At 71.1% G+C, this 24864-nt stretch carries 23 protein-coding genes, 1 pseudogene and 1 riboswitch; of the genes and pseudogenes, 15 read left to right on the forward strand and 9 right to left on the reverse strand.

What is annotated here, in order from left to right:
• From ACTMTU_RS16550 to ACTMTU_RS16560, 3 genes are all read left to right on the forward strand, one after another.
• The coding region (locus ACTMTU_RS16550; RefSeq protein ID WP_441264244.1) for a cbb3-type cytochrome c oxidase subunit I at window positions 1-444 on the forward strand (444 nt) is incomplete at its 5' end.
• A complete protein-coding gene (locus ACTMTU_RS16555; RefSeq protein WP_441264245.1) occupies window positions 441-839 on the forward strand; it encodes a cytochrome c oxidase subunit 4 in 399 nt (132 codons plus the stop codon). The genes ACTMTU_RS16550 and ACTMTU_RS16555, both read left to right, overlap by 4 nt.
• A gap of 118 nt (window positions 840-957) precedes the next feature.
• Window positions 958-2211 (forward strand): Ig-like domain-containing protein, encoded by a 1254-nt coding sequence (locus tag ACTMTU_RS16560; RefSeq protein ID WP_441264246.1) that lies wholly within the window; start codon window positions 958-960, stop codon window positions 2209-2211.
• Window positions 2212-2229: 18 nt separating this feature from the next.
• Here the strand turns inward: ACTMTU_RS16560 and ACTMTU_RS16565 are convergent, their stop codons facing one another.
• A complete protein-coding gene (locus tag ACTMTU_RS16565; protein WP_360046378.1) occupies window positions 2230-2631 on the reverse strand; it encodes a hypothetical protein in 402 nt (133 codons plus the stop codon).
• A 182-nt stretch (window positions 2632-2813) separates the two neighbouring features.
• Between ACTMTU_RS16565 and ctaE the strand changes: the two genes are divergently transcribed.
• From ctaE to ACTMTU_RS16595, 6 genes are all read left to right on the forward strand, one after another.
• Window positions 2814-3434, forward strand: a complete 621-nt coding sequence (gene ctaE / locus ACTMTU_RS16570) for an aa3-type cytochrome oxidase subunit III (protein WP_307705952.1) — start codon at window positions 2814-2816, stop codon at window positions 3432-3434.
• 93 nt (window positions 3435-3527) lie between these two features.
• Window positions 3528-4337 (forward strand): cytochrome bc1 complex diheme cytochrome c subunit, encoded by an 810-nt coding sequence (gene qcrC / locus ACTMTU_RS16575; protein WP_441264247.1) that lies wholly within the window; start codon window positions 3528-3530, stop codon window positions 4335-4337.
• Window positions 4334-5410, forward strand: a complete 1077-nt coding sequence (gene qcrA / locus ACTMTU_RS16580; protein ID WP_441264248.1) for a cytochrome bc1 complex Rieske iron-sulfur subunit — start codon at window positions 4334-4336, stop codon at window positions 5408-5410. Before qcrC ends, qcrA begins: the two co-directional genes overlap by 4 nt.
• Window positions 5407-7032, forward strand: coding sequence for a cytochrome bc1 complex cytochrome b subunit (gene qcrB / locus ACTMTU_RS16585; protein WP_307705949.1), 1626 nt, complete (start codon window positions 5407-5409; stop codon window positions 7030-7032). The genes qcrA and qcrB overlap by 4 nt, the downstream gene beginning before the upstream one ends.
• 138 nt (window positions 7033-7170) lie before the next feature.
• On the forward strand, window positions 7171-8235 hold the full coding sequence (trpD, locus tag ACTMTU_RS16590) for an anthranilate phosphoribosyltransferase (RefSeq protein WP_441264249.1): 1065 nt from the start codon (window positions 7171-7173) through the stop codon (window positions 8233-8235).
• A 75-nt stretch (window positions 8236-8310) separates the two neighbouring features.
• A riboswitch (SAM riboswitch) is annotated at window positions 8311-8428 on the forward strand.
• A gap of 216 nt (window positions 8429-8644) precedes the next feature.
• Window positions 8645-10033, forward strand: a complete 1389-nt coding sequence (locus ACTMTU_RS16595) for an aminotransferase class V-fold PLP-dependent enzyme (RefSeq protein WP_441264250.1) — start codon at window positions 8645-8647, stop codon at window positions 10031-10033.
• On the opposite strand, the pseudogene ACTMTU_RS16600 reads toward ACTMTU_RS16595, so the two are convergent.
• The 7 genes and pseudogenes from ACTMTU_RS16600 to ACTMTU_RS16630 all read right to left on the reverse strand — a co-directional run.
• Window positions 9994-11195 (reverse strand): annotated as a pseudogene (locus ACTMTU_RS16600) (glycerate kinase family protein); the annotation flags it as partial. The gene ACTMTU_RS16595 and the pseudogene ACTMTU_RS16600 sit on opposite strands and share 40 nt — an antisense overlap.
• Window positions 11192-12622 (reverse strand): SLC13 family permease, encoded by a 1431-nt coding sequence (locus tag ACTMTU_RS16605; protein WP_441264251.1) that lies wholly within the window; start codon window positions 12620-12622, stop codon window positions 11192-11194. The gene ACTMTU_RS16605 and the pseudogene ACTMTU_RS16600, both read right to left, overlap by 4 nt.
• Before the next feature lie 86 nt (window positions 12623-12708).
• Window positions 12709-13368: a response regulator transcription factor gene (locus ACTMTU_RS16610; protein WP_441264252.1), complete on the reverse strand. Its 660-nt coding sequence runs from the start codon at window positions 13366-13368 to the stop codon at window positions 12709-12711.
• Window positions 13365-14807 carry an ATP-binding protein gene (locus ACTMTU_RS16615; RefSeq protein WP_441264253.1) on the reverse strand — a complete coding sequence of 481 codons (1443 nt, stop codon included), beginning with the start codon at window positions 14805-14807 and terminating at the stop codon, window positions 13365-13367. The genes ACTMTU_RS16610 and ACTMTU_RS16615 overlap by 4 nt, the downstream gene beginning before the upstream one ends.
• Window positions 14779-15087: a small hydrophilic protein gene (locus ACTMTU_RS16620; RefSeq protein WP_441264254.1), complete on the reverse strand. Its 309-nt coding sequence runs from the start codon at window positions 15085-15087 to the stop codon at window positions 14779-14781. The genes ACTMTU_RS16615 and ACTMTU_RS16620 overlap by 29 nt, the downstream gene beginning before the upstream one ends.
• Window positions 15088-15237: 150 nt before the next feature.
• Window positions 15238-15519 carry an Lrp/AsnC family transcriptional regulator gene (locus ACTMTU_RS16625; protein WP_065488891.1) on the reverse strand — a complete coding sequence of 94 codons (282 nt, stop codon included), beginning with the start codon at window positions 15517-15519 and terminating at the stop codon, window positions 15238-15240.
• Window positions 15516-16247 (reverse strand): rhomboid family intramembrane serine protease, encoded by a 732-nt coding sequence (locus ACTMTU_RS16630; RefSeq protein ID WP_441264255.1) that lies wholly within the window; start codon window positions 16245-16247, stop codon window positions 15516-15518. Before ACTMTU_RS16630 ends, ACTMTU_RS16625 begins: the two co-directional genes overlap by 4 nt.
• Window positions 16248-16396: 149 nt before the next feature.
• Between ACTMTU_RS16630 and ACTMTU_RS16635 the strand changes: the two genes are divergently transcribed.
• The 5 genes from ACTMTU_RS16635 to ACTMTU_RS16655 all read left to right on the forward strand — a co-directional run bounded on the left by ACTMTU_RS16635 (window position 16397) and on the right by ACTMTU_RS16655 (window position 22367).
• Window positions 16397-16639 carry a hypothetical protein gene (locus ACTMTU_RS16635; RefSeq protein ID WP_159695250.1) on the forward strand — a complete coding sequence of 81 codons (243 nt, stop codon included), beginning with the start codon at window positions 16397-16399 and terminating at the stop codon, window positions 16637-16639.
• A 37-nt stretch (window positions 16640-16676) separates the two neighbouring features.
• Window positions 16677-18041, forward strand: a complete 1365-nt coding sequence (locus ACTMTU_RS16640) for an NYN domain-containing protein (RefSeq protein ID WP_441264256.1) — start codon at window positions 16677-16679, stop codon at window positions 18039-18041.
• A 322-nt stretch (window positions 18042-18363) separates the two neighbouring features.
• A complete protein-coding gene (locus tag ACTMTU_RS16645; RefSeq protein WP_441264257.1) occupies window positions 18364-19389 on the forward strand; it encodes an NlpC/P60 family protein in 1026 nt (341 codons plus the stop codon).
• Window positions 19390-19658: 269 nt separating this feature from the next.
• A complete protein-coding gene (locus ACTMTU_RS16650; RefSeq protein ID WP_441264258.1) occupies window positions 19659-20702 on the forward strand; it encodes an NlpC/P60 family protein in 1044 nt (347 codons plus the stop codon).
• A 441-nt stretch (window positions 20703-21143) separates the two neighbouring features.
• Window positions 21144-22367, forward strand: coding sequence for a hypothetical protein (locus tag ACTMTU_RS16655; protein WP_441264259.1), 1224 nt, complete (start codon window positions 21144-21146; stop codon window positions 22365-22367).
• Here ACTMTU_RS16655 and ACTMTU_RS16660 read toward each other — a convergent pair.
• The gene (locus tag ACTMTU_RS16660) at window positions 22324-23565 is read right to left on the reverse strand and encodes a glycosyltransferase 87 family protein (protein ID WP_441264459.1); all 1242 of its coding nucleotides are present in this window, start codon (window positions 23563-23565) and stop codon (window positions 22324-22326) included. The two genes, ACTMTU_RS16655 and ACTMTU_RS16660, sit on opposite strands and share 44 nt — an antisense overlap.
• A 113-nt stretch (window positions 23566-23678) precedes the next feature.
• Between ACTMTU_RS16660 and ACTMTU_RS16665 the strand changes: the two genes are divergently transcribed.
• Window positions 23679-24821 carry a glycosyltransferase family 4 protein gene (locus tag ACTMTU_RS16665; RefSeq protein WP_441264260.1) on the forward strand — a complete coding sequence of 381 codons (1143 nt, stop codon included), beginning with the start codon at window positions 23679-23681 and terminating at the stop codon, window positions 24819-24821.
• Window positions 24822-24864: the final 43 nt, after the last annotated feature.

Below are 24864 nucleotides of genomic sequence, written 5' to 3' on the forward strand. Positions count from 1 at the left end.
GAGCGGCTCGGCAAGATCACGTTCTGGACGCTGTTCATCGGCTTCCACGGCACGTTCCTGGTGCAGCACTGGCTGGGAGCCGAGGGCATGCCCCGTCGGTACGCGGACTACCTCGCCGCCGACGGCTTCACCGCCCTGAACACGATCTCGACGATCGCGTCGTTCGTGCTGGGCCTGTCGATGCTCCCCTTCATGTACAACGTCTGGAAGACGGCGAAGTACGGCAAGAAGGTCGAGGTCGACGACCCGTGGGGCTACGGCCGTTCGCTCGAGTGGGCGACCTCCTGCCCGCCGCCGCGGCACAACTTCCTCACCCTGCCGCGCATCCGCAGTGAATCGCCCGCGTTCGACCTGCACCACCCGGAGATCGCGGCTCTCGACCAGCTCGAGGACAGCGGCCACGGTGCCCCGGTGGCGGCCGTCGGCAAGGAGGAGAGCAAGTGAAGATCCAGGGCAAGATGTTCCTCTGGCTGAGCGTCTTCATCCTGGCCGTCGCCATCCTGTACGGCGTCTGGTCGAAGGAGCCTGCCGGTACCACCGCGCTCTTCCTGGCCTTCGGCCTGAGCGTCATGATCGGCTACTACCTGGCCTTCACGGCCCGGCGGGTGGACGCCATGGCCCAGGACAACAAGGAAGCCGACGTGGCCGACGAGGCCGGCGAGGTGGGGTTCTTCTCCCCGCACAGCTGGCAGCCGCTCTCCCTGGGCATCGGCGGCGCGCTCGCCTTCCTGGGCGTGGCGCTCGGCTGGTGGCTGCTGTACTTCTCGCTGCCGCTGATCCTGGTCGGTCTCTTCGGCTGGGTGTTCGAGTACTACCGCGGTGAGGGCCAGAACCAGTAACAACGCCTGAGAAACACGGCACGGGCCCGGATCACCTCACTCCAGTGAGGTGATCCGGGCCCACTCTTTTGGAGTCATCCGGCGCGCCGCGGCTGACGAACCTTCATAGCGTGTGCTCATGAACCACACGCCTCGTATCCGTGCCGTCAGCGGCATCGCGCTGGTCGTCTCCCTCGGTGTGGTCGCTACCGCGTGTGGCGAACCGGACCGGCACCCCCTGTCCGCAGCGCCGTACGACGCGGCGCGGCAGGTGAGCTTCAACACCGGGTCAGACTCGAAGGTGGACCCCGAGAAGCCCCTGGAAGTCACGTCCAAGGGCGAGGGCGGCCGGATCACGGACGTCACCGTCATGGACGAAGCGGGCCACTACCTCGCCGGCGAACTCGCCGCGGACGGCGTCCGCTGGCGCTCCACGGCCCCGCTCGCCGCCGGCGCGAAGTACACCGTCCGGGTCTCCACCGAGGACGACGAGGGCGCTCCGGGGCTGCGCACGATGCTCTTCGAGACGGCGCCCGCCAAGCGGTTCCTCACCGCCGAGTTCGGCCCCAAGGCCGGCACGTACGGCGTGGGGCAGCCCATCACGGCCAAGCTCAGCCTCGCCGTCGCCGACGGCAAGGGCAGGGCGGTCGTCGAACGCGCCCTGAAGATAAGCTCGAAGCCCGCCGTCGAGGGTTCCTGGCACTGGGTCGACGACAAGACCCTGCACTACCGCCCGAGGGACTACTGGCCCGCGGGTGCCGTCGTGAACGCCACCAGCAACCTCCAGGGCGTCAAGGTCGCGGGCAAGCTCTACGGCGGCCGCTCGAAGCCGCTGAAGATCACCATCGGCGACCGCCTCGAAGCCGTCACCGACGCCGGGTCGCACACCATGACGGTGATGCGCGACGGAGAAGTGATCAAGACCATGCCGGTCACCACCGGCAAGCCGGGCTTCGACACGCGCAACGGCATCAAGGTCGTGCTGGGCAAGGAGTACTTCGTACGGATGCGCAGCACCAGCATCGGCATCGCCGAAGGCAGCTCCGAGTCCTACGACCTGCCCGTCTACTACGCGACCCGGGTGACCTGGAGCGGCGAATACGTCCACGCGGCGCCCTGGTCGGTCGGTTCACAGGGCTCGGCGAACGTCAGCCACGGCTGTACCGGGATGTCCATGGAGAACGCCGAATGGTTCTACAAGACCGTTCGTGAGGGTGACATCGTCAAGGTCATAAATAGCTACGGTGACATGATGGACACGTTCGGTAACGGCTTCGGGGACTGGAACCTGTCCTGGGACAAGTGGCTCAAGGGCAGCGCCCTGGTCGCCGGCTCCGACGCGGCGGCCGGCAACGTCACCGAAGTCTCCGCCCGCCTGCGCCCCCGGGTCTGACCGGCCCCTCCCGGGGCCTCAGGCCTCGATGGAGAGCCTGCTGCGCAGCAGGGCCGCCAGTGAGGCGGCGAACTCCACCGGGTCCACCGGCAGCGTCACCGCGGCCTCCGCACGGCTCCAGGTGGCCAGCCAGGCGTCCTGCGGGCGGCCGATCAGCAGCAGCACCGGCGGGCATTCGAAGATCTCGTCCTTGATCTGCCGGCACACGCCCATACCGCCCGCCGGGACGGTCTCGCCGTCCAGGACGCAGACGTCGATCCCGCCCTCGTCAAGGGCCTTGAGGACGGCGGGCAGGGTCGCGCACTCCACGAACCGCACCGGCGGAACGTCGGGGGCCGGCCTGCGCCCCGCCGCCAGCCTGACCTGCTCGCGGGTGTTGGAGTCGTCGCTGTAGACCAGGACCGTGGCGCTCGACTGCATGGTTCCTCCGCACTCGTTCGATCAGGCTTGTTGCGGCGGATGCTACTCCGTCCCACTGCCTGTCAACAGCGGTTCGGACACGCCTTCGATGGGCCGTTCGGCTCCCCCTGAACGCCCCGCGGGGAGTGGGAACACTCCGAACGGCACCCCCCGGAGTGAGGGCGGGATAAGCGACCGACATAATGTCGGTCGTGGCGACAGCAACGACAGTAGAAACCGGGCACGCGCACCCGTCGGTCAATCGACCGAACCTCACCAGCGTCGGAACCATCATCTGGCTGAGTTCCGAGCTGATGTTCTTCGCGGCCCTCTTCGCGATGTACTTCACCCTGCGATCGGTGACGGGTGCCGACTTCTGGGCAGAGAAAGCCGATGCGCTGAACTTCCCGTTCTCGGCGACCAACACCACGATCCTGGTGCTCTCTTCACTCACCTGCCAGCTCGGCGTGTTCGCCGCTGAGCGGGGCGACGTGAAGAAGCTCCGCACCTGGTTCGTGATCACATTCGTGATGGGTGCCATCTTCATCGGCGGTCAGGTCTTCGAGTACACCGAGCTGGTCAAGCACGAGGGGCTCTCCCTCTCGTCGGACCCGTACGGCTCGGTGTTCTACCTGACCACCGGTTTCCACGGCCTGCACGTGACGGGCGGTCTCATCGCCTTCCTGCTGGTCCTGGGAAGGACCTACGCGGCCAGGAGATTCACCCATGAGCAGGCAACCGCCGCCATCGTCGTGTCCTACTACTGGCACTTCGTCGATGTCGTCTGGATCGGCCTCTTCGCCACGATCTACATGATCAAGTAATCGGCGCGGGCGGTTCGTCCCCGAGCGGACACCGCCTGAAGCAGACACAGTCCAGAAGCATCGACGCAGAAGATCCTGACACCGGGGTAATCCGTGAAAAAGCTCTCCGCACGACGACGCCATCCGCTGGCGGCGGTCGTCGTCCTACTCCTCGCGCTGGCGGCCACTGGGGGGCTGTACGCCGCGTTCGCACCCGCGGACAAGGCGCAGGCCGACACAACCGCCCAGTCCCTCGCCATCAAGGAGGGGCAGAAGCTCTACACCGTCGGCTGCGCAAGCTGCCACGGAACCGGCGGTCAGGGCACCTCAGACGGCCCGTCCCTGGTCGGTGTCGGCTCCGCCGCCGTCGACTTCCAGGTCGGCACGGGGCGCATGCCCGCCCAGCAGCCCGGCGCGCAGGTGCCGAAGAAGAAGAACATCTACACGCAGGCCGAGATCGACCAGCTCGCGGCCTACGTCGCCTCCCTGGGCGCCGGTCCGATCACGCCGACCGAGAAGCAGTACAGCCCGGAGGGCGCGGACATCGCCAAGGGTGGCGAGCTGTTCCGCAACAACTGCGCCCAGTGCCACAACTTCACCGGTGAGGGCGGCGCGCTGACCGAGGGCAAGTACGCCCCGAGTCTGGAGGGCGTCAGCCCAAAGCACCTCTACGAGGCCATGCAGACCGGCCCGCAGAACATGCCGTCCTTCCCCGACACGACGATGCCCGAGCAGCAGAAGCGGGACATCATCGCGTACGTCAAGACCGTGAACGGCGAGGAGACGCCGACCCCCGGCGGATTCGCGCTCGGTGGCCTGGGTCCGGTCGCCGAGGGCCTGTTCGGCTGGATCTTCGGTCTCGGTTCGCTGATCGCTGTTGCCATCTGGGTCGCGGCCCACACCGCTAAGGCCAAGAAGTCATGAGTAGCCAAGACATTCCAGAAGAGAACCTGCCCGCAGAGCAGGGCGCCGCGCACGACGCGGCCCACGGTGGCACCACCGCCGTCGCACAGCGACACGACGATCCGTTCGCCGATCCTGGACTGCCGGCCCACAAGCCGCGCATCCAGGACATCGACGAGCGGGCCGCCAAGCGCTCCGAGCGCGCCGTTGCCTTCATGTTCACGCTGTCGATGCTGGCCACGATCGGCTTCATCGCCGCGTTCGTGATCTTCCCGGTCGACAAGATCGTCTACATCTGGCCGTTCGGGCACATCAGCGCGCTGAACTTCTCGCTGGGTGTGACGCTGGGCCTCGCGCTCTTCTGCATCGGCGCGGGCGCCGTCCACTGGGCGCGCACCCTGATGTCCGACGTGGAGGTCGCCGACGACCGGCACGCGATCGAGGCCGAGCCCGAGGTCAAGGCCAAGGTCCTGGCCGACTTCGCGGACGGTGCCCGGGAGTCCGCGATCGGACGGCGCAAGCTGATCCGCAACACCATGTTCGGCGCGCTGGCCATGGTGCCGCTCTCCGGTGTGGTCCTGCTGCGCGAGCTCGGCCCGCTGCCCGAGGACAAGCTCCGCAAGACGCTGTGGGCCAAGGGCAAGCAGCTCATCAACATGAACACCAACGAGCCGCTGCGTCCCGAGGACGTCGCGGTGGGTTCGCTGACCTTCGTCATGCCCGAGGGCCTGAAGGAGAGCGACCACAACTTCAACACCGAGATCGCCAAGGCGGCCGTGATGATCGTCCGGCTCCAGCCGGAGGACATCAAGGACAAGCGTGAGCTCGAGTGGTCCCACGACGGCATCGTGGCCTACTCGAAGATCTGCACGCACGTCGGTTGCCCGATCAGCCTGTACGAGCAGCAGACGCACCACGTCCTCTGCCCGTGCCACCAGTCCACCTTCGACCTCTCCGACGGCGCCCGCGTCATCTTCGGTCCGGCCGGTCACCCGCTTCCGCAGCTGCGGATCGGCGTGAACGCCGAGGGCAACCTCGAGGCGCTCGGCGACTTCGAAGAGCCCGTCGGTCCTGCCTTCTGGGAGCGCGGATGAGCACTGCAACGGATACGAAGAAGAAGGCGCCCGCCGGCGAGCGGGTGGCCGACTGGGCGGACGGCAGGCTCGGGATCTACTCGTTGGCCAAGGCCAACATGCGCAAGATCTTCCCGGACCACTGGTCCTTCATGCTCGGTGAGATCGCGCTCTACAGCTTCATCATCATCATCCTCACGGGTGTGTACCTGACGCTGTTCTTCCACCCGAGCATGAACGAGATCGAGTACCACGGCTCGTACGTGCCGATGCAGGGCATCCGGATGACCGAGGCGTACGCCTCGACCCTGGACATCAGCTTCGACGTCCGCGGTGGTCTGCTGATCCGGCAGATCCACCACTGGGCCGCGCTGATCTTCCTCGCCGCGATGTTCGTGCACATGATGCGCGTGTTCTTCACGGGCGCGTTCCGCAAGCCGCGTGAGATCAACTGGCTGTTCGGCTTCCTGCTGTTCGTCCTCGGCATGTTCACCGGGTTCACCGGTTACTCGCTCCCGGACGACCTGCTCTCCGGCACCGGTGTCCGCTTCACGCAGGGCGCGATCCTGGCGACGCCGATCGTCGGCACCTACCTGTCGATGTTCCTGTTCGGCGGCGAGTTCCCCGGCCACGACATGGTGGCGCGGTTCTACTCGATCCACATCCTGCTGCTGCCGGGCATCATGCTCGGTCTCGTGGTGGCCCACCTGATCCTGGTCTTCTACCACAAGCACACCCAGTTCGCGGGCCCCGGCCGTACGAACAAGAACGTCGTCGGCATGCCGCTGCTGCCGGTGTACATGGCCAAGGCCGGAGGCTTCTTCTTCCTGGTCTTCGGTGTCATCGCACTGATCGCGGGCATGTTCACGATCAACCCGGTGTGGGCGCTCGGCCCGTACCGCCCGGACCATGTGTCCACCGGCGCCCAGCCCGACTGGTACATGGGCTTCGCCGAGGGTCTGGTCCGAGTGATGCCGGGCTGGGAGATCAACCTGTGGGGCCACACCCTGGTCCTCGGCGTGTTCATCCCGCTGGTCCTCTTCGGTCTCGTTCTCGCGGTGCTCGCGGTGTACCCGTTCATCGAGTCGTGGATCACCGGCGACAAGCGTGAGCACCACATCCTGGACCGGCCGCGCAACGCTCCGACGCGTACCGCGCTGGGCGTGGCCTGGGTGACCGGTTACGTGATCATGCTGCTCGGTGGCGGAAACGACATCTTCGCGACGCACTTCAACCTGTCGATCAACGCGATCACCTGGTTCGTGCGCATCACGTACTTCGTCGGACCGGTCCTCGCGTTCATCATCACCAAGCGGATCTGCCTGGGTCTGCAGCGGCGCGACAAGGACAAGGTGCTGCACGGACGCGAGTCCGGCATCATCAAGCGCCTGCCGCACGGTGAGTTCGTCGAGGTGCACGAGCCGCTGGCGCAGGGCGACCTGTACAAGCTCACCGCGCACGAGCAGTACAAGCCCGCGGAGATCGGCCCGACCGTGGACGAGAACGGCGTCCGCCGCAAGGTGAAGCTCACCGAGAAGCTGCGCGCCAGGCTCAGCAAGAGCTACTACGGCGAGCACAACCAGATCGACAAGCCCACCGCGGACGAGTACAAGGAGATCACGAGCGGCCACGGCCACCACTGATCGCCCGACGGACACGTCCGGCAGACACGTCGCCACAGCGAAGGGCCCCGTCCACTCGATGGACGGGGCCCTTCGCCGTGCCCGGGGCTGGATAGGGTGGGATCCATCCCTGTCGGCTTGTGGACCCTGGAGCGGACCATGAACGTTGTGACCCCAGTAGGCGGCGACAGCGTGGCGGCCCACTCCTGGCCGAGCGTGCTGAACGCCCTGCTCGAGAACCGCGACCAGAGCGCGGACGCGACGGCGTGGGCCATGGACCGGATCCTCAGCGGCGAGGCCACCGACGCGCAGATCGCCGGCTTCGCGGTCGCCCTGCGCGCGAAGGGCGAGACCGTGGAGGAGATCACCGGTCTGGTGCGGACGATGTACCGCCACGCCAATCTGATCGAGGTGCCCGGGGGATGTGTCGACATCGTCGGCACCGGCGGCGACGGCGCCAAGACCGTCAACATCTCCACCATGTCGGCGATCGTCGTCGCCGGTACGGGCGCGAAGGTGGTCAAGCACGGCAATCGCGCCGCCTCCTCCGCGAGCGGCGCCTCGGACGTCCTGGAGAAGCTCGGCGTCAATCTGGAGCTGACCCCGCAGCGGGTGGCAGAGGTCGCGGCCGAGGCGGGCATCACCTTCTGCTTCGCCGTGAAGTTCCACCCGGCGCTGCGGCACGTCGCCATGGCGCGCAAGGAGCTGGGCATCCGGACGGTCTTCAACTTCCTCGGCCCGCTCACCAACCCGGCGAAGGTCACCGCCCAGGCGACCGGCGTCGCCGACGCCCGGATGGCGCCGATCATGGCCGGGGTGCTGGCCGAACGCGGCTCGTCCGCACTGGTCTTCCGCGGCGACGACGGCCTGGACGAACTGACGACCACCTCCACCTCCCATGTCTGGGTGGTGCGGGACGGCGCCGTGCGCGAGGAGACCTTCGACCCGCGGGACATCGGCATCGAGCTGGTCCCGGTCGAGGCGCTGCGCGGCGCGGACGCCTCGTACAACGCCGATGTGGCGCGCCGGCTGCTGGGCGGCGAGACCGGGCCCGTGCGGGACGCCGTGCTGCTCAACTCGGCGGCGGCGCTGGCGGCCCTGGAGCCGACCGACGGCACGCTGAACGAGCAGCTGGCGGCCGGTGTGGCACGGGCGGCCAGGTCGATCGACTCCGGCGCGGCGAGGGCCGCGCTGGAGCGCTGGGTCGAGGCCAGCAACTCGTAGACGGCCCCTGGGCGCGGTCCGGATGGTGGACCGCGCCCTTGCGTCCGCCGCGACGTGTGGCAGGATGCTGGCCAAGGTCATGAGTGACAGCGATTACGGCCCCGGCCCGCTGTCCGGCAACCCTCCGTCCGTGGCGGGGTGCCCCGGGTGAAGACCAGGCCGCAGGCAGCGAGGTCTGTGGCAAGCGCGGACCCCCGCGGCGTCATCGACCGCCGCGTCCCTGGGGTCCTGGTCCTCAAGGGAGCAGTCTCGTGAGCAAGCGAATGCGATAGGGCGTCTGCGCCCCTTCTTCAACACCCTCCGCACGGCGTCGCCGTGTGCCGAGGCGACCCCGTATCCGGGTCCTGAAGCCGATTCGCCTTTCTCCCCCTACCTTCGGTGGGGGTACCCCCAGCTGGGAGATACCGCCATGTCCGTGTACCCGAACGCCGCCGAGACCGCTGTCGCCGACGCCGCCGGCCCGTCCCTCTGTGCCCCGCTGCCGGTCCTCGGCCGGGACGTCACCGTCCCGCTCGTCACCGGCGGCGAAGTCACCTACGCGGCCCTCGACTACGCCGCGAGCGCCCCGGCGCTGCAGCGGGTGTGGGACGACGTGGCCGCGTACGCCCCGTACTACGGAAGCGTGCACCGGGGTGCCGGGTACCTGTCGCAGCTGTCCACCGACCTGTTCGAGAACAGCCGGGCCGTGGTGCACGAGTTCCTCGGCTGCCGCGACGGCGACCAGGTGGTCTTCACCCGGTCCACGACCGACTCGCTGAACCTGCTGGCCGCCGCGCTGCCCGACGGCTGCGAGGTGTTCGTCTTCGAGACCGAGCACCACGCCTCGCTGCTGCCGTGGAGGGATGCCCGGGTGACGTACCTGGACGCGCCCCGCACGCCCGGTGACGCGGTACGGACGCTGGAGCACGCGCTCGCCCACCGAGACCCCCACGGTCCGGCGCTGGTCTGCGTGACGGGTGCGTCCAACGTGACCGGTGAGCTGTGGCCGGTGCGGGAACTCGCCGCGGCGGCCCACGCGCACGGCGCCCGTATCGTGCTCGACGCGGCCCAGCTCGCGCCCCACCACCCGCTGTCCGTCCAGGAGCTGGACGTCGACTGGGTGGCCTTCTCCGGGCACAAGCTCTACGCGCCGTTCGGCTCCGGTGTGCTCGCCGGCCGGGCGGACTGGCTGCGCGAGGCGGAGCCGTACCTCGCCGGCGGCGGCGCCTCGCGCACCGTCGCACGGCGCGCCGACGGCGGGGTGGAGGTCGAGTGGCACACCACCGCGGCACGGCACGAGGCAGGCTCGCCCAACGTGATCGGCGTCTACTCGATCGCCGCCGCCTGCAAGGCGCTCACTGAGGCCGGTTTCGACCGGCTGGTCGCCCGCGAGCAGCACCTGATCGCCAAGGTCCGGGAAGGTCTCGCGGAGGTGCCGGAGGTCCGGGTGCTGTCGCTGTTCGGCGACGACTCCCCCCGCGTCGGTGTCCTCTCCTTCGTGGTGGACGGCTGGAACAGCTCGCACTTCGCCGCGGCACTGTCCGCCGAGTACGGCATCGGCGTCCGTGACGGACTCTTCTGCGCCCACCCGCTGGTGCGCACCCTGCTGGGCAGCGACCCGCAGGACGTCGGCGACTGCGGCGCCCCGGAGGCCGGGCCGGGGGAGAGGTCGCTCAACGCCATCCGGGTCAGCTTCGGCGCGGGTACCCCCGACGAGCACGTGGAGAGGTTCGTGCGGGCCGTCAAGGAGCTCGTCCGCGACGGCGCGCAGTGGAAGTACCGCACAGAGGACGGGCGTTGCGTGCCCGATCGCGGCTGACTCAGGCCGCGAGCCTGGTGCCCAGCAGCACCATCCGCAGCGCGCGTTCGGCCGCGTCGGCGAGGAACTCGCCGGCCCGGTCCAGCGCTTCCGGCAGCGGAACCGGCGCCGGCACGATCGACCCGTAGGCGTCCACGCCCGCGGCCCTGACCTCGTGCACGCCGTGGCCGAGCGTCCCGGCGAGGGCCAGCACCGGCACTCCGGCGGCCCTGGCACGGTGGGCCACCTCCGCCGGGATCTTCCCGCGTACGGTCTGGTCGTCGAGCGCCCCCTCCGCCGTGATCACCAGGTCGGCACGGGCCAGCCTCGCGTCCAGGTCGACATGGTCCAGCAGCACGTCGAAGCGGGGCAGCAGCCGGGCGCCGAGCGCGGCCAGCCCCGCGCCGAGCCCGCCCGACGCGCCCGTGCCGGGAGCGGTCCGCAGGTCGACGGCGGCAGGCAGGGCGGCGGTGAGGTGGACGGCCCAGTGCTCCAGCGCGGCCGAGAGCTCCTCGACCTGCGCCGGGGTCGCGCCCTTCTGCGGGCCGAAGACCCTGGCCACGCCGTGCTCGCCGCACAGCACGTTGAACGGGTTGCAGGCCACCAGGATCCCGGCCGCGGAGATACGGGGGTCGAGGCCGGCGCTGTCGATCCGCGCGAGACGCCTCAACTCCCTTCCTCCCGGCCTCAGCTCGTGCCCCTGGTCGTCCAGGAGCCGTACACCGAGGGCCTGGAGTGCGCCCGCGCCGCCGTCGGAAGTGCCCGAGTCGCCGCAGCCGACCAGGATCCGCCGGGCACCGGTGTCCAGCGCGGACCGGATCAGCTCACCCACGCCGTACGTGGTGGTGGCGCCCGGGTCCCGGCGGTCCGGCGGCACCAGGGCCAGTCCGGCGACCGCCGCCATCTCGACCACGGCGGTGCCGTCGCCGAGCACGGCGAAGTGAGCCGGTACCGGAGTGCCGAGCGGTCCCGTGGCCCGGCGGCGCACCAGCCGGCCGCCCGTCGCCGCCGCCAGCGCCTCGGCCGTGCCCTCACCGCCGTCGACCAGCGGGACGAGGTCGATCTCCGCGTCGGGCGCGACCCTGCGCAGCCCCTCCGCGATCGACTCCGCGGCCTCACGGGCCGTCAGGGACTCCTTGAAACCGCTGGGTGCGACGGCGATACGGATGGGGGTACGGCTCATGGCTGGGTCTCCAGAAGGACGGGCACGCCGAGCAGCGGCCAGACGGTGAGGGCGAAGATCAGCACGACGGCGGCGCTGAGGGGCGCGAGGAGCCCGGACAGCCGCAGCAGATCGCGCGGGGTGAAGGTGGGCACACCGTCCGGCGGGTCGGCGAAGAGCGTGACCGGCTTGGCGGAGGCGGGCAGCGTGTGGCAGAACCCGGCCGCCGCGGTGGACGCCAGGGCCGCGGCGACCGGGTTGACCCCGGCGGCGACGGCGGCGGCCACCACCAGCGGCACCAGCACGGACGAGCGGGCGGAACGGGACTGGAGCACGAGATGCGCGGCGGTGCTGACCACCACGATCACGGTGAGGAACAGCCACGCCGGCAGGTCCCCGGGCAGCCCGCCCACCAGCCATCCGGCCGCCCCCGACTCGGCCAGCGCCACCCCCATCGCGGTCGTCGCGGCCATGAACAGCAGCAACGGCCAGGGCACCGTCCGCAGCCCGTCCTTCAGCCGCACCGTGCCGAGCGCCGGCGATGCCGCCACCACCGCGCCGATCAGGGCGACCACCGCCGGCGGTACCCCGTGCAGCGGCTCGCTGCACCACAGCGCCACCACCGTGCCCAGCAACAGCAGGCACCGTGTCTCCGCGGTGGTCAGCGGACCGGTCACCGCCGTGGGGGAGTGCTCCTGGAGCAGTGCGGGGGTGATCCTTACGGGCCCCCGGCGCTCCGCACGCGAGGTGGTCGTCAACAGCACGGTCTCCGCCGCCAGATGCGAGGAGACCACTGCCAACGGCAGGCCCAGCAGCAGCCATTCGACGAAGCCGAGCCGCTCGCCGGTCTGCTCCCACAGCACGCTCACCGTGATCAGATGCGCGCCCGCGCCGATGAGGGTGGCGACGGCGGACAGCAGGACCACGGTCGGGAACAGCAGCGCCAGCATCACCACCAGTCGCCTCCGGTCGGCGAGCGCCTTGGCGAGGGCGAGGAACACCGGCATGGCCAGCGCGGCCCGGCCGGACGTGGCCGGCACCGCGAACGCGGTGACCACCAGCGCCGCGGTCGTCAGATGCACCAACTGCCGTACGGTGCGCGCCCCGCCGACGAGGAAGGCGGCCGCCCGGCCTGCCAGGCCTGTCCTGGCGACGGCGGCGGCCAGGACGAACGCGCAGATCAGCAGCCAGACCGTCTCGTCGCCGAGGGTGGCGAAGAGGGTGTCGGCGCTGATGACGCCGGTCGCGGTGAGCGCCAGCCCGGCCCCGAGCGCGACGTAGGTGTCGTCGACGGGTGCGGCGATCCAGGCGCAGGTGGCGAGGGCGAACACGGCGAGCGTGAGCCGTGCTTCACCGTTCAGCGACGGGAAGACGGTGGGGACGGCGAGCAGCGCACAGACACTGAGGGCCGCGCACAGCCGGACCGCCTGGCGGATGGGGAGGGTCACGACGAACAGTCTTGGAGCGCGCCGTGAGCCGCCGATGAGCCGCGGATGAAGGAAAGTTCATCCGCTGACACACCCTTTGCATGCTTCTACGGCATTCGGTAGCCCATGCCCCGTACCGTCTCCAGCCGTTCGGCGCCGAGCTTCTTGCGCAGCGCCCGCACATAGACGTCCACGATGTTGGAGCCGGGGTCGAAGTCGTAGCCCCATACGTGGGAGAGGATCTGCTCCCGGGACAGCACCTGACCGGGATGGCGCAGGAACAGTTCCAGCAGCACGAACTCACGTGCCGTCAGGTCCACCGTCCGCCCCGACGCGCGCGCCCGCCGGGTCCGCAGGTCGAGGCTGAGATCGCCGCTGCGCAGGACCGTGACCTCGGGGGCGCGGGCCGCGGTGCGCAGCCTCAGCCGTACCCGCGCCAGCAGCTCCTCGAAGCGGAACGGCTTGGTCATCCAGTCGTCGGCGCCGCCCTCGAGGCCGGCGACCGTGTCCCGTACCGAGTCGCGGGCGGTCAGCACGACCACGGGCAGCGTCACCCGGGACTCCCGCAGCTCGCGCAGCACGGTGAAGCCGTCGCGGCCGGGCAGACCGATGTCCAGCAGCATCAGGTCGAAGCCACCGGACAGGGCGTGGCCGAGAGCGGTGTCGCCGTCGACGGCGACCGTGGTGGTGAAGCCGTTGGAGCGCAGCCCCTTCTCGACGAAGGAGGCGATCCGCTCCTCGTCCTCGGCGATCAGAATGCGGTTCACAGCGCGTCCTCCATGACGAGTACGAATGTCGCCCCTCCGCCGTCGGTGCGGCGCAGCTCGACCCGGCCGCCCCGGTGCCCCTCCGCGATGGCGCGGACGATGGACAGGCCCAGCCCCGCGCCGCTGGTGCGGGCGCCGCGCCGGGCGGTGCCGCGCCGGAAGCGCTCGAAGATCACCCCGGCGTCCTGCTCCTGCACACCCGGCCCGCTGTCGGCGACGTACAGCTCCAGCCGGCCTTCGAGCGCGCGGGAGCCGATCCGTATCCGGGCGCCGGGGACGGTGTGCTGCACCGCGTTCTGCGCCAGCTGGACCATGGCCTGGGTGATGCGCTGCGGATCGAGCACCGCCTCGCGGTCCGCGACCTGGTCCAGCACCCAGTCACGCTCGCCCAGCGCCCGCGCCTTCACGAAGACGTCGGCGGTCAGCTCGCCGAGCTGGACCGGCTCGGGACGGATGAAGTCCGGCCGCTCGGCCTTGGCCAGCAGCAGCAGGTCCTCCACGATCCGGCTCATCCGGTCGAGTTCGTCGGTGACCAGGCGGACCGTCTCGCGCTGCTCGGCCGGGTCGTCGCCCATGACCTCCAGGTGGCCGCGCACGATGGTGATCGGGGTGCGCAGCTCGTGCCCGGCGTCGTCGACGAACTGCCGCTGCCCCGCGAAGGCCCGCTCCAGCCGGTCCAGCATGGCGTTGAACGTCTCGGCGAGCGCGGCGATGTCGTCACGGCCCTGGACCGGGATCCGCTGGGTCAGGTCCTGCTCGGTCAGCTGCTCGGCGGTCGCCCGGACCACTCGTACGGGTGCCAGGATGCGGCCGGCCACCACCCATCCGATGCCGGTCGTCAGCAGCAGCGCCACACCGGAGATCACGAGCAGCGTGCGGTACGCGTCGTCGGCGATCGAGCGCTCGCCGTCGGCGTGGAACGCGACGACGAAGGCCGCCGGGTGACCCGGCCGGGCGGAGTCGATGGGCACCTTCGCCCAGCGCACCTCGCCCGCCGGCCGCTCGAGGACGCCGGAGGATGCCTTGGAGTCCAGGATCGCGGAGAGGGAGGTCCGGTCGGGGTGCAGCGCGACGGAGGCCCGGATGTCGCGTGACTGCCGTATGACGTGGAGGCTCTGCCCGGCCGGGCGGGTCAGTCCGAGCAGTTCCTCGTCGGGATCGGAGTACTGGCGCTGGAGGAAGACCCGCAGCAGCTTCTCCGGGTCGGTGAAGGTGCGGCCGGTGTCCGGGTCGACGCCCTGGGGCACGAAGTTCCCGAACTCCTGGGTCTCCTGGGTGAGCAGCTGGTTGATCCGGTGGTCGATGTCCCGCAGCAGCAGTGACCGGGTGGTGGTGGCGACGGCCGCTAGGGCCACCGTCATCATCAGGAGCAGCCAGAGCAGAATGCGGACCCGCGCGGAGATCCGGCGGTCAGTTCTCTTCACCGGTGTCGTCGTCATCGTCGTCGTCGGTGGCCGCAGGACCCGGCACGACGGCGTCGCCGGTGGGGCGCGGGCTCGCGGGCGCGCCGCCGGGGCTGTCCGAAGCGCCGGCCGAGGGGGTGCCGCCGGGGGTGGCGGACGGCGCGGGTGAGGCGGGACGCGGCGTCGCGTCCAGCTCGACGGCCGGTGGCACCCGGGGCGTTGCCGGGGCGTCGGTCAGGGCGTAGCTGGTGGCCGCGATACCGAGCGGGATGGCGACGACGGCGGCGAGGGTCGCCATGCGATGGGTGAATGCCATACCGGTCATCCTCGGAGCCTGGCGGAAAGCCCGGATGAGGCGCGGATGAGGATTCCTTCATGAACGGCCCCGGTGCGTCGCGGCCGGGTCCGGCCCACGGTGCGCCCCGGCCGGTTCCGTGCCCGGACGGCCCCGGCCGCCGGACCGGACCTACGCGTCCAGCCCGATGGCGAACGCCGCCTCCAGGTCGTGCTGCGAGTAGGTGCGGAAGGCGACATGCGTGTCGGTCCCCTCGACACCGGGGATCTTGCTGATCCGGCCGGGGATCACGTCCGCCAGGTCGTCGTGCCTGGCCACGCGCACCATGGCGATCAAGTCGTAGGTACCGGTGACGGAGAAGACCTCGCTGACGCTGTCCAGCGCGGCGATCGACTCGGCGATCTCGGGGATGCGGTCCACGCTGGTCTTGATGAGCACGATCGCGGTGATCACGGCTGGCTTTCTCCCTCGGTCGCTGCGGATGCGTTCACTCTAGTCCCACGCCCGTAGCGGCCCCACGCGTAGACGAAGCCCGCCCCGAAGCCGACCAGGTGCGCCAGATACGCGACGCCCGGCCCGCTGCCGGCGCCCCTGGCCGCCAGCCACTGAAGGACGAACCAGAAGATCAGCACCGCCCAGGCGGGGAATCGCAGCGGCAGGAAGAAGAGGAAAGGGAACAGGCTGGTCACCCGCGCCCTCGGGAAGAGGAAGAGGAACGCCCCGAGGACGGCGGAGATCGCCCCGGAGGCCCCCACCAGCGTCTGCTCGGAGTCGGCGTTGACGACCGCGAACGCGAGCAGCGCGAGATATCCGGCCCCGACGTAGAAGAGCACGAACTCCAGCTGCCCCATACGCTCCTCCGCCATGGCGCCGAAGACGAACAGGAACAGCATGTTCCCCAGCAGGTGCAGCCAACTGCCGTGCACGAAGAGCGCGGTGAGCGGAGTGAGCAGGGCGTCCGGGGAGCCGGCCGTCAGCTCGGCGGGGATCACGCCCCAGCGCTCGAAGTACCCCGCCTGGGCGACGAGCAGCCGGTCACCGAGGCCGTACACGGGGTTGAAGCCGGACACCGGGCTGATGAGGAAGATCGCGCAACAGACCGCGATCAAGCCGTATGTCACCGTCGGCCCCGAGGCCGCGTTCCTGAGCGCTTTCCTGGCCGTGCCCCACCTACTGATCATGGACAGAGCATGGCGTAGCAGGACCGAACGGTACAGAGTGCCTCGCCGCGACATCGGGTACCTGCGAGGCCGTAGGGTTACAGGCAGTACATCCGCAGTTCGACGGCGCACCGCGGTACCGCACCCGCATGAGACAAGAGGACGGCACGATGACGACGGTTCCCTCGCCGACCGCCGAGACCAGGTGGCGCTGCACGCTCTGTGGCAATCTGACGCGCTTCGACGTCACACGCTCGTCGAAGGTCGTCGAGTACGTCCATCTGGACCTGGCGGGTGAGCCGACCGTGGAGGAGCGCGAGGTCGTCAGTGAGACCATCGAGTCGGTCCGATGCCGCTGGTGCAACGCGGTGGACCAGATCGAGCTGGTGGACAGGCCGGGAGCCGGTTCCTGAACGGAGCGGCCCCCATGGGTGGTAGGGGTGACGGATCGTGGAGCAGCCTGAGAACGGCGGCGGGCCGGCCGGTGCGGCCGGTGACGCCGCCGAGGCGCTCGACCGCCCGCTGCCGGAAGGTGTGAGGCGACGGGTCGTCGCCCTCGTCTCCGACGCCTTCGGCGGCCTGACCGTCGCCGAACTGCCCGCCCAGCTCCGGCAGTACGCCCGGTTCACGCCCACCCGGCGCGCCAAGTTCGCCGGGAACGCGATGGCCGCCGCGCTCGAGGGGGACCCCCTCTTCCGCCAGCGCATCGGCGAACGGCTCGGCAAGGCCCAGCCCGAGCTGGTCAAGGCGCTCGAGTCCGGATCGCCGCCCGCCGCCGCGGACCCCGCGGACGTGGCGGCGGCCGCCTATGTGCTGCGTCCCGCCGGCTGGGTCAAGATGGTCGCCGCCGCCGGCGAGGAGGCGCAGCGGGCCGACGCCGAGCGGGCCGACGAGGCCGGGCGGCGCGAGCTGGACCGGCTGCGCGAGGAACTGGCCCAGGCCCGCGACCAGATCAGGTCGGAGACCGAGCGGCTGCGCGCCGAACTCGACAGCGCCCGCAAGGAGAACGAGTCGCTGCACCGCAAGCTGCGCAGCGCCCAGGCCGATCTGAAACGCGGCGAGGCCGCCCTGCGCCACCGGGACGCCGAGATCGACGGTGTCCGGGCCCAGGCCGCGGCCCAGGTGTCGGCCGCCGAGAGCGAGACCCGGCGGCTCAAGGCACGCCTGGCGGAGGCCGAGTCGGCGGTCGAGGCGGGCCGCCGGGCCGCCCGCGAGGGTCGTTCCGTCGAGGACATGCGACTGCGGCTGCTCCTGGACACGGTGCTCGACGCGGCCCAGGGGCTGCGCCGCGAGCTGGCCCTGCCGCCCGCGGGCATGCACCCGGCGGACACGGTGGACGCCGTGGAACCGGGGCGGATGTCGCCCAAGGACATCGCGGCACGGGCCCTCTCCGAGACGGATCCCGCCCTCCTCGACCAACTGCTGGCGCTGCCGCAGGCGCATCTCGTCGTCGACGGCTACAACGTCACGAAGACCGGCTATCCGACGATGCCGCTGGAGAAGCAGCGGCTGCGGCTGCTGGGCGGCCTGTCGATGCTCGCGGCCCGGACGGGCGCCGAGATCACCTGCGTGTTCGACGGGGCGGAGCTCGCCGCTCCGGTGCTGCTGGCGCCGCCGCGCGGGGTGCGGGTGCTGTTCTCCAAGGCGGGTGTGACGGCGGACGAACTGATCCGCCAGCTGGTGAGGGCGGAGCCGCCCGGCCGGCCCGTGGTGGTCGTCTCCACCGACCGGGAGGTGGCCGACGGCGTCGCGAAGGCGGGGGCCAGGCCGGTCGCGTCCGCCTTGTTGCTGAAGCGGCTTTCGCGCGTCTCGTAACTCCGGCGGCATATGCCCGATTTCGGGTCTCCGCAGGTGGGACGCTGCGTCAAGTCTCCATTACTACACGTGTGATGAGAGTAAAGAATGGGCTCCCTGGGTAAGATTTTTCCTGTGAGGATTTGAAGTGATCACAGGAAGGTCACTAAGGTCGGGGCTCGAACCTTCGCGCGGTTGATCGCCCATCCGGGGCGACAGCGAAGGAACCGCCGAGTTCGTGCAGTTCGACCCCATTTCCCCCAGGGACCCGATGCGCGGACGCCGGGGATTCGCGTCCCCCCACTGCCCGGTAGGCGGCTCGAGGAAGAAGGAGCTCGCCTTCGTGGCGTCCCACCGTCGTCCCAAGCAGCCGAGCCGCACCCGCGTGACCGTGCTCACCGCGACCGCCGCAGCGGCCGTCGCCCTGACCGCCCAGACCGCCCAGGCCGAGCCGAAGCCGAGCAAGAGCGAGGTCAAGGAAAAGGTCGACAAGCTCTACGAAGAGGCGGAGAAGGCCACCGAGAAGTACAACGGGGCCAAGGAGCAGCAGGAGAAGCTCGACGAGCAGATCGACGCGCTGCAGGACAAGGTCGCCCGCGGGCAGGACGAGCTCAACACCCTGAGGGACAGCCTGGGTTCGGTGGCGAGCGCCCAGTACCGCACCGGTGGCATCGACCCCTCCGTGCAGCTCTTCCTCTCCGGTGACCCGGACACCTACCTCGACAAGGCCTCCGCGCTGGACCAGCTCGGCGCCAAGCAGACCGAGGCGATCCAGGAGATCCAGGCCAAGCAGCGCACCCTCGCGCAGCAGCGCCAGGAGGCCCAGAGCAAGCTCGGCGACCTGGCCGAGACCCGCAAGACGCTCGGCGAGAAGAAGAAGGAGGTTCAGGGCAAGCTCGCGGAAGCGCAGCGGCTGCTGAACTCCCTCACCGCCGCCGAGCGCGCCGCGCTCGCCGCCGACGAGAGCCGCGCGAACCGCGCCAGCGCCCGTGTCGACCTCGGCCCGGCCGTGCCCGCCTCGCAGCGCGCGTCCGCCGCGTTCGCCGCCGCGCAGTCCCAGATAGGGAAGCCGTACGTCTACGGGGCGTCCGGCCCGAACTCCTTCGACTGCTCGGGGCTCACCTCCTGGGCGTTCGCGCAGGCCGACGTCTCCATCCCGCGCACCTCGCAGGCGCAGGCCAACGCCGGCACCCGCATCTACTCGCAGAGCCAGCTCAAGCAGGGCGACCTGGTCATCTTCTACGGCGACCTGCACCACGTCGGCTTCTACGCGGGCAACGGCCAGGTGCTGCACGCCCCGCGGAGCGGCACCAACGTGCGCTACGAGTCGATCAACAACATGCCGTTCCAGTTCGGCGTGCGTATCTGACGCACGGTCGGACGGACTGCCGCCCAGGCAGTCGGACGGATCGTTCGGCGGGTCCTCGCACCCGCCCGAACGGGGGAATTCGTCCCCTTCGTACTGACGCGACGCCCCGCCGGTGACCTGTGGTCTCCGGCGGGGCGTCACTCTTTGTGCCCGCCGGGGGCTTTGGTCACCTCGTGTTCACCCGGTTACTCTCTGCCGCGCATCGAACCCGGTTCCCCGGAAGTCCCGGCGGAACCGCTGCGAAAGTCCTGCGGAAGGGAGCGCGGCACGTGGTGTCCCACCGCCGACCCTCACAGCCCGGCCTCACACGGAGTGCCCGGGGCACCGTCCTGTCCGCGGCGGCGGCCACGGCCGCCGCCGCCCTCGGCGCCGGTGCCGCACCGGCCGGTGCCGAGCCGGGAACTGGCGCGGAGGCGACCCGGGCCAGGGTCGACCGGCTCTACGAGGAGGCCGAACGGGCCACGGAGCGCTACAACGCCGCGGGCGAGCGGGTCGAGAAGCTCCACGAGCAGGTCGAGCACGCGCAGGACAGGGTGGCCCGCAGCCAGGAGCGGATCAACCGGATGCGCGAGGCGCTCGGCTCCGTGGCAGGCGCCCAGTACCGCTCCGGCGGCATCGATCCGGCGCTGGCACTGCTGCTCTCCCAGGACCCGGACGGCTACCTCGAGGCGGCGGCGACGCTGGACCGCGTCTCCGAACGGAACTCCGCCGCGCTGACCGACCTCCGCCGCGAGCAGCGCGACCTCGGCCAGGAACGCACCGAGGCCGCACGCGACCTCGCCGAACTGGAGCGCAGCAGAAGCGCGGTGGCGCGCCACAAGCGCACGGTGGAACGCAAGCTCGGCGATGCGAGACGTCTGCTGAACGCGCTGCCGGCCGGCGAACGGGAGGCGTACGACAGGTCCTCGCGCTCCGGGCGCGACGACCTGGCGGGCATGGCCGCACTGCCCGGACTCCCGGCCGCCTCCCCGCATGCGGCGGCGGCCATGGCGGCGGCCCGCAGCGCGGTCGGCCGCCCCTATGTGTGGGGCGCCACCGGGCCCACCGGCTTCGACTGCTCGGGCCTTGTGCAGTGGTCCTACGCCCAGGCGGGAGTGGGCCTGCCGCGCACCTCCCAGGCCCAGGCGCACGCGGGCACCCGTGTGCCCCTGTCGGCGGCCCGGCCGGGCGACATCGTCACGTACCGGAGCGACGCGAGCCATGTCGGCATGTACGTGGGTAACGGGCAGGTGGTCCATGCGCCGTATCCCGGCGCGGCGGTGCGGTACGACCCGGTGGGGATGATGCCGGTGTACGCGGTGACGCGGGTGTAGCCGGCGGGTGGACCGCTGTGGGGGCCGTTCCCCACTCCGCCCCTTCCCGCTGTACCGATGTGCGGCTCAGCCGCGTGGGGGCAGGCCGCGGGACCCCGTACCGCGATCCGCGCGGGGCCTTCGAGCGCCGGGCGGGCTGACATGCCGCTGCGCGGCCACCCGCGGGCGCATTCGGTCTCGCCTATGGCCGCAACCTGGCCTGCGGCGGCTGAGGCCTTGCCGTGCGGGCCGGAAATGCCGCTGCGAGGCATCCAGGCACGTCGGCGCAGCCGACCCGCCGGCGTCCGAGGCGCGGGGCGCCGGGCAGGGCTCAAGTCGCGGGGCAACTTCAGCCTCGCCGGCGTTTGAGGCGCGGGGGCAGAGCTCCCGCGCCCCCGCGCGGAGCCCGGTGGCCGTGGTCGAGGGGGCGGCCCTCGGCGGCCCGTTACGTACCATCGCAGGATGGCATCGCACGGGCGCGCGCAGCGCACAGCAGGGACGGCGCTCGCCGTGCTCGTGCTCGTCGGCGGGTGCGGTGGCATCGGCCCCGCGCCCGTGGACCCGGCCGTCGAGGAGATACAGCAGGCCCTGGACGTCCGGGCCGCCGCCCTGCTCGGCCACGACCGCGCCGGCTACCTCGCGTCGCTCGAGCCGGGCGCGGCCGCTCTGCGGGCGGCGCAGGGCGAGGAGTTCGACAACCTCGCCGATGTGCCGCTGCACTCGTGGGGGTACCGGGTCAAGGGCGTTCGGCACCGGAGCGGGAAGGCCGTCGCCGACACCGAGCTGCGGTACCGGATAGCCGGCTACGACAGCGCGCCGATGACCGTCTCCCGCACCCTCGAGCTGACCGAGCGCGACGGCCGCTGGTACGTGACCGCCGACCGCGCCGGCACCGGCGCCCCGCAGCAGCTGTGGCAGCAGGGCGATGTGGACGCCGTACGGGGCAGTCACAGCCTCGTCCTCGGCGTCGGGCAGGACGAGAAGCGGCTGCGTGAACTCGCCGCCGCCACCGACCGTGCCGTGCCCGCCGTATCGGGTGCCTGGCCGTCGGAATGGGCCGGCAGGGTCGTGGTGCTCGTACCCGACTCGGTGGAGGCCATGGGCAGGCTGCTGGGCACTCCGGCGGCCGGGTACCGGGGCATCGCGGCCGTGACCACCGGCGAGACGGGCGGCCCGAAGGGCGGCTCGCCCGCGGACCGGGTCGTCGTGAACCCGGAGGCGTACGGGCTGCTCGGCGAGTTCGGGCAGCGGGTCGTGCTCACCCACGAGACCACCCATGTGGCGACCCGGGCGCACACCTCCGCCGCGACACCGATGTGGCTGTCGGAGGGCTTCGCGGACTGGGTCGCGTACCGCGGCACGGGGCGTACCGCCCCGGAGGCCGCCCCCGAGATGCAGGAAGCGGTCCTGGCCGGGGACGTGCCCGCCGCGCTGCCGACCGACCGGGACTTCTCCTTCGGCGGCGACGCGGACGCCCTCGCGCGGGCCTACGAGGGCGGCAGGCTCGCGTGCGAGATGATCGCCGGCCGCTGGGGCGAGGCGAAGCTCACCGCGTTCTACCGGTCCGTCGGTGAGGGGCCGCGGCGGGAGGGCGCGATCGAGCGGGCACTGGGCGAGGAGCTCGGCACCACGCCGGAGGAGTTCACCGCGATGTGGCGGGACTTCCTTCGCGAGCAACTGGGCTGATCCGGGCCGGCGGCCGCGGCACGGGAACCGTCTGCCGCCACAGCCGGCGGCAGGCGGTGACCGTCGCGGCCACCAGCAGCCCGTTGCGCAGGACGAGCAGCGCGATGCCGGACGGGTCGCTCGCCACGACTTCCGCGAACCAGATGGGGAACTCCAGCACCGTCACGGCGGTGGCCGCCAGCACCAGCCAGGCGGGGAGCGTCATCCGGCTGCCGCGGAACACCAGGCACACGGCGGCCAGGCCGACGAGCCACACCATGTACTGCGGGCTGATCACCCGGCTCGTGGTCGTGAACAGCAGCACCGCCGCGAAGGCGGCGTCGCACGGCGTGGACGGCCCGAACTCCCTCGCCCGCAGCCGCCACAGCACCAGCCAGCAGAGCGCGAGGACGGACAGCCCGAGGGCGGCCGTGCTGACCACCGGGACGTACGGGCCGAGGAACTCGACGGACCCGTAGTTCAGCAGCACCTGCCCCTCCCAGCCGAAGTGCCGGGCGAAGTGGAAGACCAGGGCGCCCAGCGACTCGACCTCCGTACCCCGGTCGCGCTGGAAGGTGAGGAAGGCCAGCCCGCCCGGCATCAGCGTGCACAGCAGCACGGTGACCGCCCCGGCCGTGGCCGCCGCGGCGCCCCAGGACCGGACCGTGGTGCGCCCCCGCGGAACACCCAGCAGGAGCAGCACCGGCCACACCTTCAGCACCGCCCCGAAGCCCGCCAGCGCCCCCAGGCGCCCCGGCCGGCGCACGCCCGCGAGGAGCGCGGCGACGGCGACGGCCGTGACCATCAGGTCGTAGCGGGCGTACACCGTCGGGCCGAGCAGCGGAACGCCCACGACCCACACCCAGGTGCCCCGCCGCGCGGTCCCGCGTCGCTCCGCGTACCGCAGCAGGAGCAGGACCAGCAGGTCGCACACGAGGACGACGACGAAGAAGGCGGACGTGTAGTCGAGGCCCGGGAGGAGCCCGGGGGAGAGGATCGCGAGCGCGCCGGCGGGCGGGTACTGCCACGTCACGTCGTCGAGCGGGTACGTACCGCTGCTCAGCACCTCGTACCAGCCCCGGTAGATCGCCGAGACGTCGCTGGTGACGTCGGGCCCGGGGAAGACGACGACCTTGAAGACGAACAGCAGCAGCGCGGTCCTGGTGAGCAACCACACCGTGAAGGGGAGGATCGTGCCTCGCGCGAGCGCCGTCGGCATCGTGTCTCTTTCGTCGGTGGAGGAGCCGGGGGACGACTCGGGAGCTGAGACTGCCATCATGCCGTGGCGGTACCCGAACCGGGCGACCGGGCCGTTCGGTACTGTCTGCGACGATGCACAAGACCCTGATCGTGACCAACGACTTCCCGCCCAGGCCCGGCGGCATCCAGGCGTTCCTGCACAACATGGCGCTACGGCTGGACCCCGGACAACTCGTCGTCTACGCCTCCACATGGAAGCGTGGCCGGGAGGGGGCAGAGGCGACCGCGGCGTTCGACGCCGAGCAGCCCTTCACGGTCGTACGCGACCGTACGACGATGCTCCTGCCGACCCCTCGGGTCACCCGCACGGCCGCGCGCCTTCTGCGCGAGCACGGCTGCGAGTCCGTGTGGTTCGGCGCTGCCGCCCCGCTCGGACTGATGGCCCCCGCTCTGCGGCGCGCCGGCGCGCGCCGGCTGGTGGCCACCACGCACGGCCACGAGGCGGGATGGGCGCAGCTGCCCGCGTCCCGGCAGCTGCTGCGCCGCATCGGCGAGGGCACGGACACGATCACGTACCTCGGCGAGTACACCCGCTCACGCATCGCCGCGGCGCTGACGCCCGAGGCCGCGGACCGCATGGTCCAGCTGCCGCCCGGCGTCGACGAGAAGACCTTCCACCCCGGCTCCGGCGGCGACCTGGTCCGGCGACGGCTCGGCCTGAGCGACCGGCCCGTGGTGGTGTGCGTCTCACGCCTCGTGCCGCGCAAGGGGCAGGACACGCTGATCCGCGCCATGCCCGCGATCCTCGCGAAGGTGCCGGACGCGGTGCTGCTGATCGTCGGCGGCGGCCCGTACGAGAACGAGCTCCGGGGCCTCGCGGCGGAGACCGGGGTCGAGGGGTCGGTGCGCTTCACGGGCGCCGTGCCGTGGTCCGAACTCCCCGCGCACTACGGCGCGGGCGACGTCTTCGCCATGCCCTGCCGGACCCGCAGGGGCGGTCTGGACGTCGAGGGCCTCGGGATCGTCTACCTGGAGGCGTCGGCGACCGGTCTGCCCGTCGTGGCGGGCGACTCGGGCGGCGCGCCGGACGCCGTGCTCGACGGCGAGACCGGCTGGGTCGTCCGCGGCGGCTCGGCGGAGGAGTCGGCCGAGCGCATCGTGCACCTGCTGGAGGACCCGGAGCTGCGGAAGTGGATGGGGGAGCGGGGGCGGGCCTGGGTCGAGGAGAAGTGGCGCTGGGACCTGCTGGCTGAGCGCCTGAAGGCGCTGCTCTGAGGGACCCGGCTCCGCCCGGAGCCGGTACCGCGCTTCGCGCGGT

Source organism: Streptomyces sp. OZ13, from assembly GCF_052068155.1.
In the GTDB taxonomy this organism is placed as follows: domain Bacteria; phylum Actinomycetota; class Actinomycetes; order Streptomycetales; family Streptomycetaceae; genus Streptomyces.

Excerpts from the sequence above, each read along its gene's own strand:
- qcrA (WP_441264248.1), top strand. The coding sequence starts at position 4,334 with ATGAGTAGCCAAGACATTCCAGAAGAGAACCTGCCCGCAGAGCAGGGC.
- ACTMTU_RS16615 (WP_441264253.1), bottom strand. The coding sequence starts at position 14,807 with ATGACGACGACACCGGTGAAGAGAACTGACCGCCGGATCTCCGCGCGG.
- ACTMTU_RS16660 (WP_441264459.1), bottom strand. The coding sequence starts at position 23,565 with ATGCCGACGGCGCTCGCGCGAGGCACGATCCTCCCCTTCACGGTGTGG.
- qcrB (WP_307705949.1), top strand. The coding sequence starts at position 5,407 with ATGAGCACTGCAACGGATACGAAGAAGAAGGCGCCCGCCGGCGAGCGG.
- ACTMTU_RS16595 (WP_441264250.1), top strand. The coding sequence starts at position 8,645 with ATGTCCGTGTACCCGAACGCCGCCGAGACCGCTGTCGCCGACGCCGCC.
- ACTMTU_RS16635 (WP_159695250.1), top strand. The coding sequence starts at position 16,397 with ATGACGACGGTTCCCTCGCCGACCGCCGAGACCAGGTGGCGCTGCACG.
- ACTMTU_RS16665 (WP_441264260.1), top strand. The coding sequence starts at position 23,679 with ATGCACAAGACCCTGATCGTGACCAACGACTTCCCGCCCAGGCCCGGC.
- trpD (WP_441264249.1), top strand. The coding sequence starts at position 7,171 with ATGAACGTTGTGACCCCAGTAGGCGGCGACAGCGTGGCGGCCCACTCC.
- ctaE (WP_307705952.1), top strand. The coding sequence starts at position 2,814 with ATGTCGGTCGTGGCGACAGCAACGACAGTAGAAACCGGGCACGCGCAC.
- ACTMTU_RS16630 (WP_441264255.1), bottom strand. The coding sequence starts at position 16,247 with ATGATCAGTAGGTGGGGCACGGCCAGGAAAGCGCTCAGGAACGCGGCC.
- ACTMTU_RS16620 (WP_441264254.1), bottom strand. The coding sequence starts at position 15,087 with ATGGCATTCACCCATCGCATGGCGACCCTCGCCGCCGTCGTCGCCATC.
- ACTMTU_RS16560 (WP_441264246.1), top strand. The coding sequence starts at position 958 with ATGAACCACACGCCTCGTATCCGTGCCGTCAGCGGCATCGCGCTGGTC.
- ACTMTU_RS16655 (WP_441264259.1), top strand. The coding sequence starts at position 21,144 with ATGGCATCGCACGGGCGCGCGCAGCGCACAGCAGGGACGGCGCTCGCC.
- ACTMTU_RS16565 (WP_360046378.1), bottom strand. The coding sequence starts at position 2,631 with ATGCAGTCGAGCGCCACGGTCCTGGTCTACAGCGACGACTCCAACACC.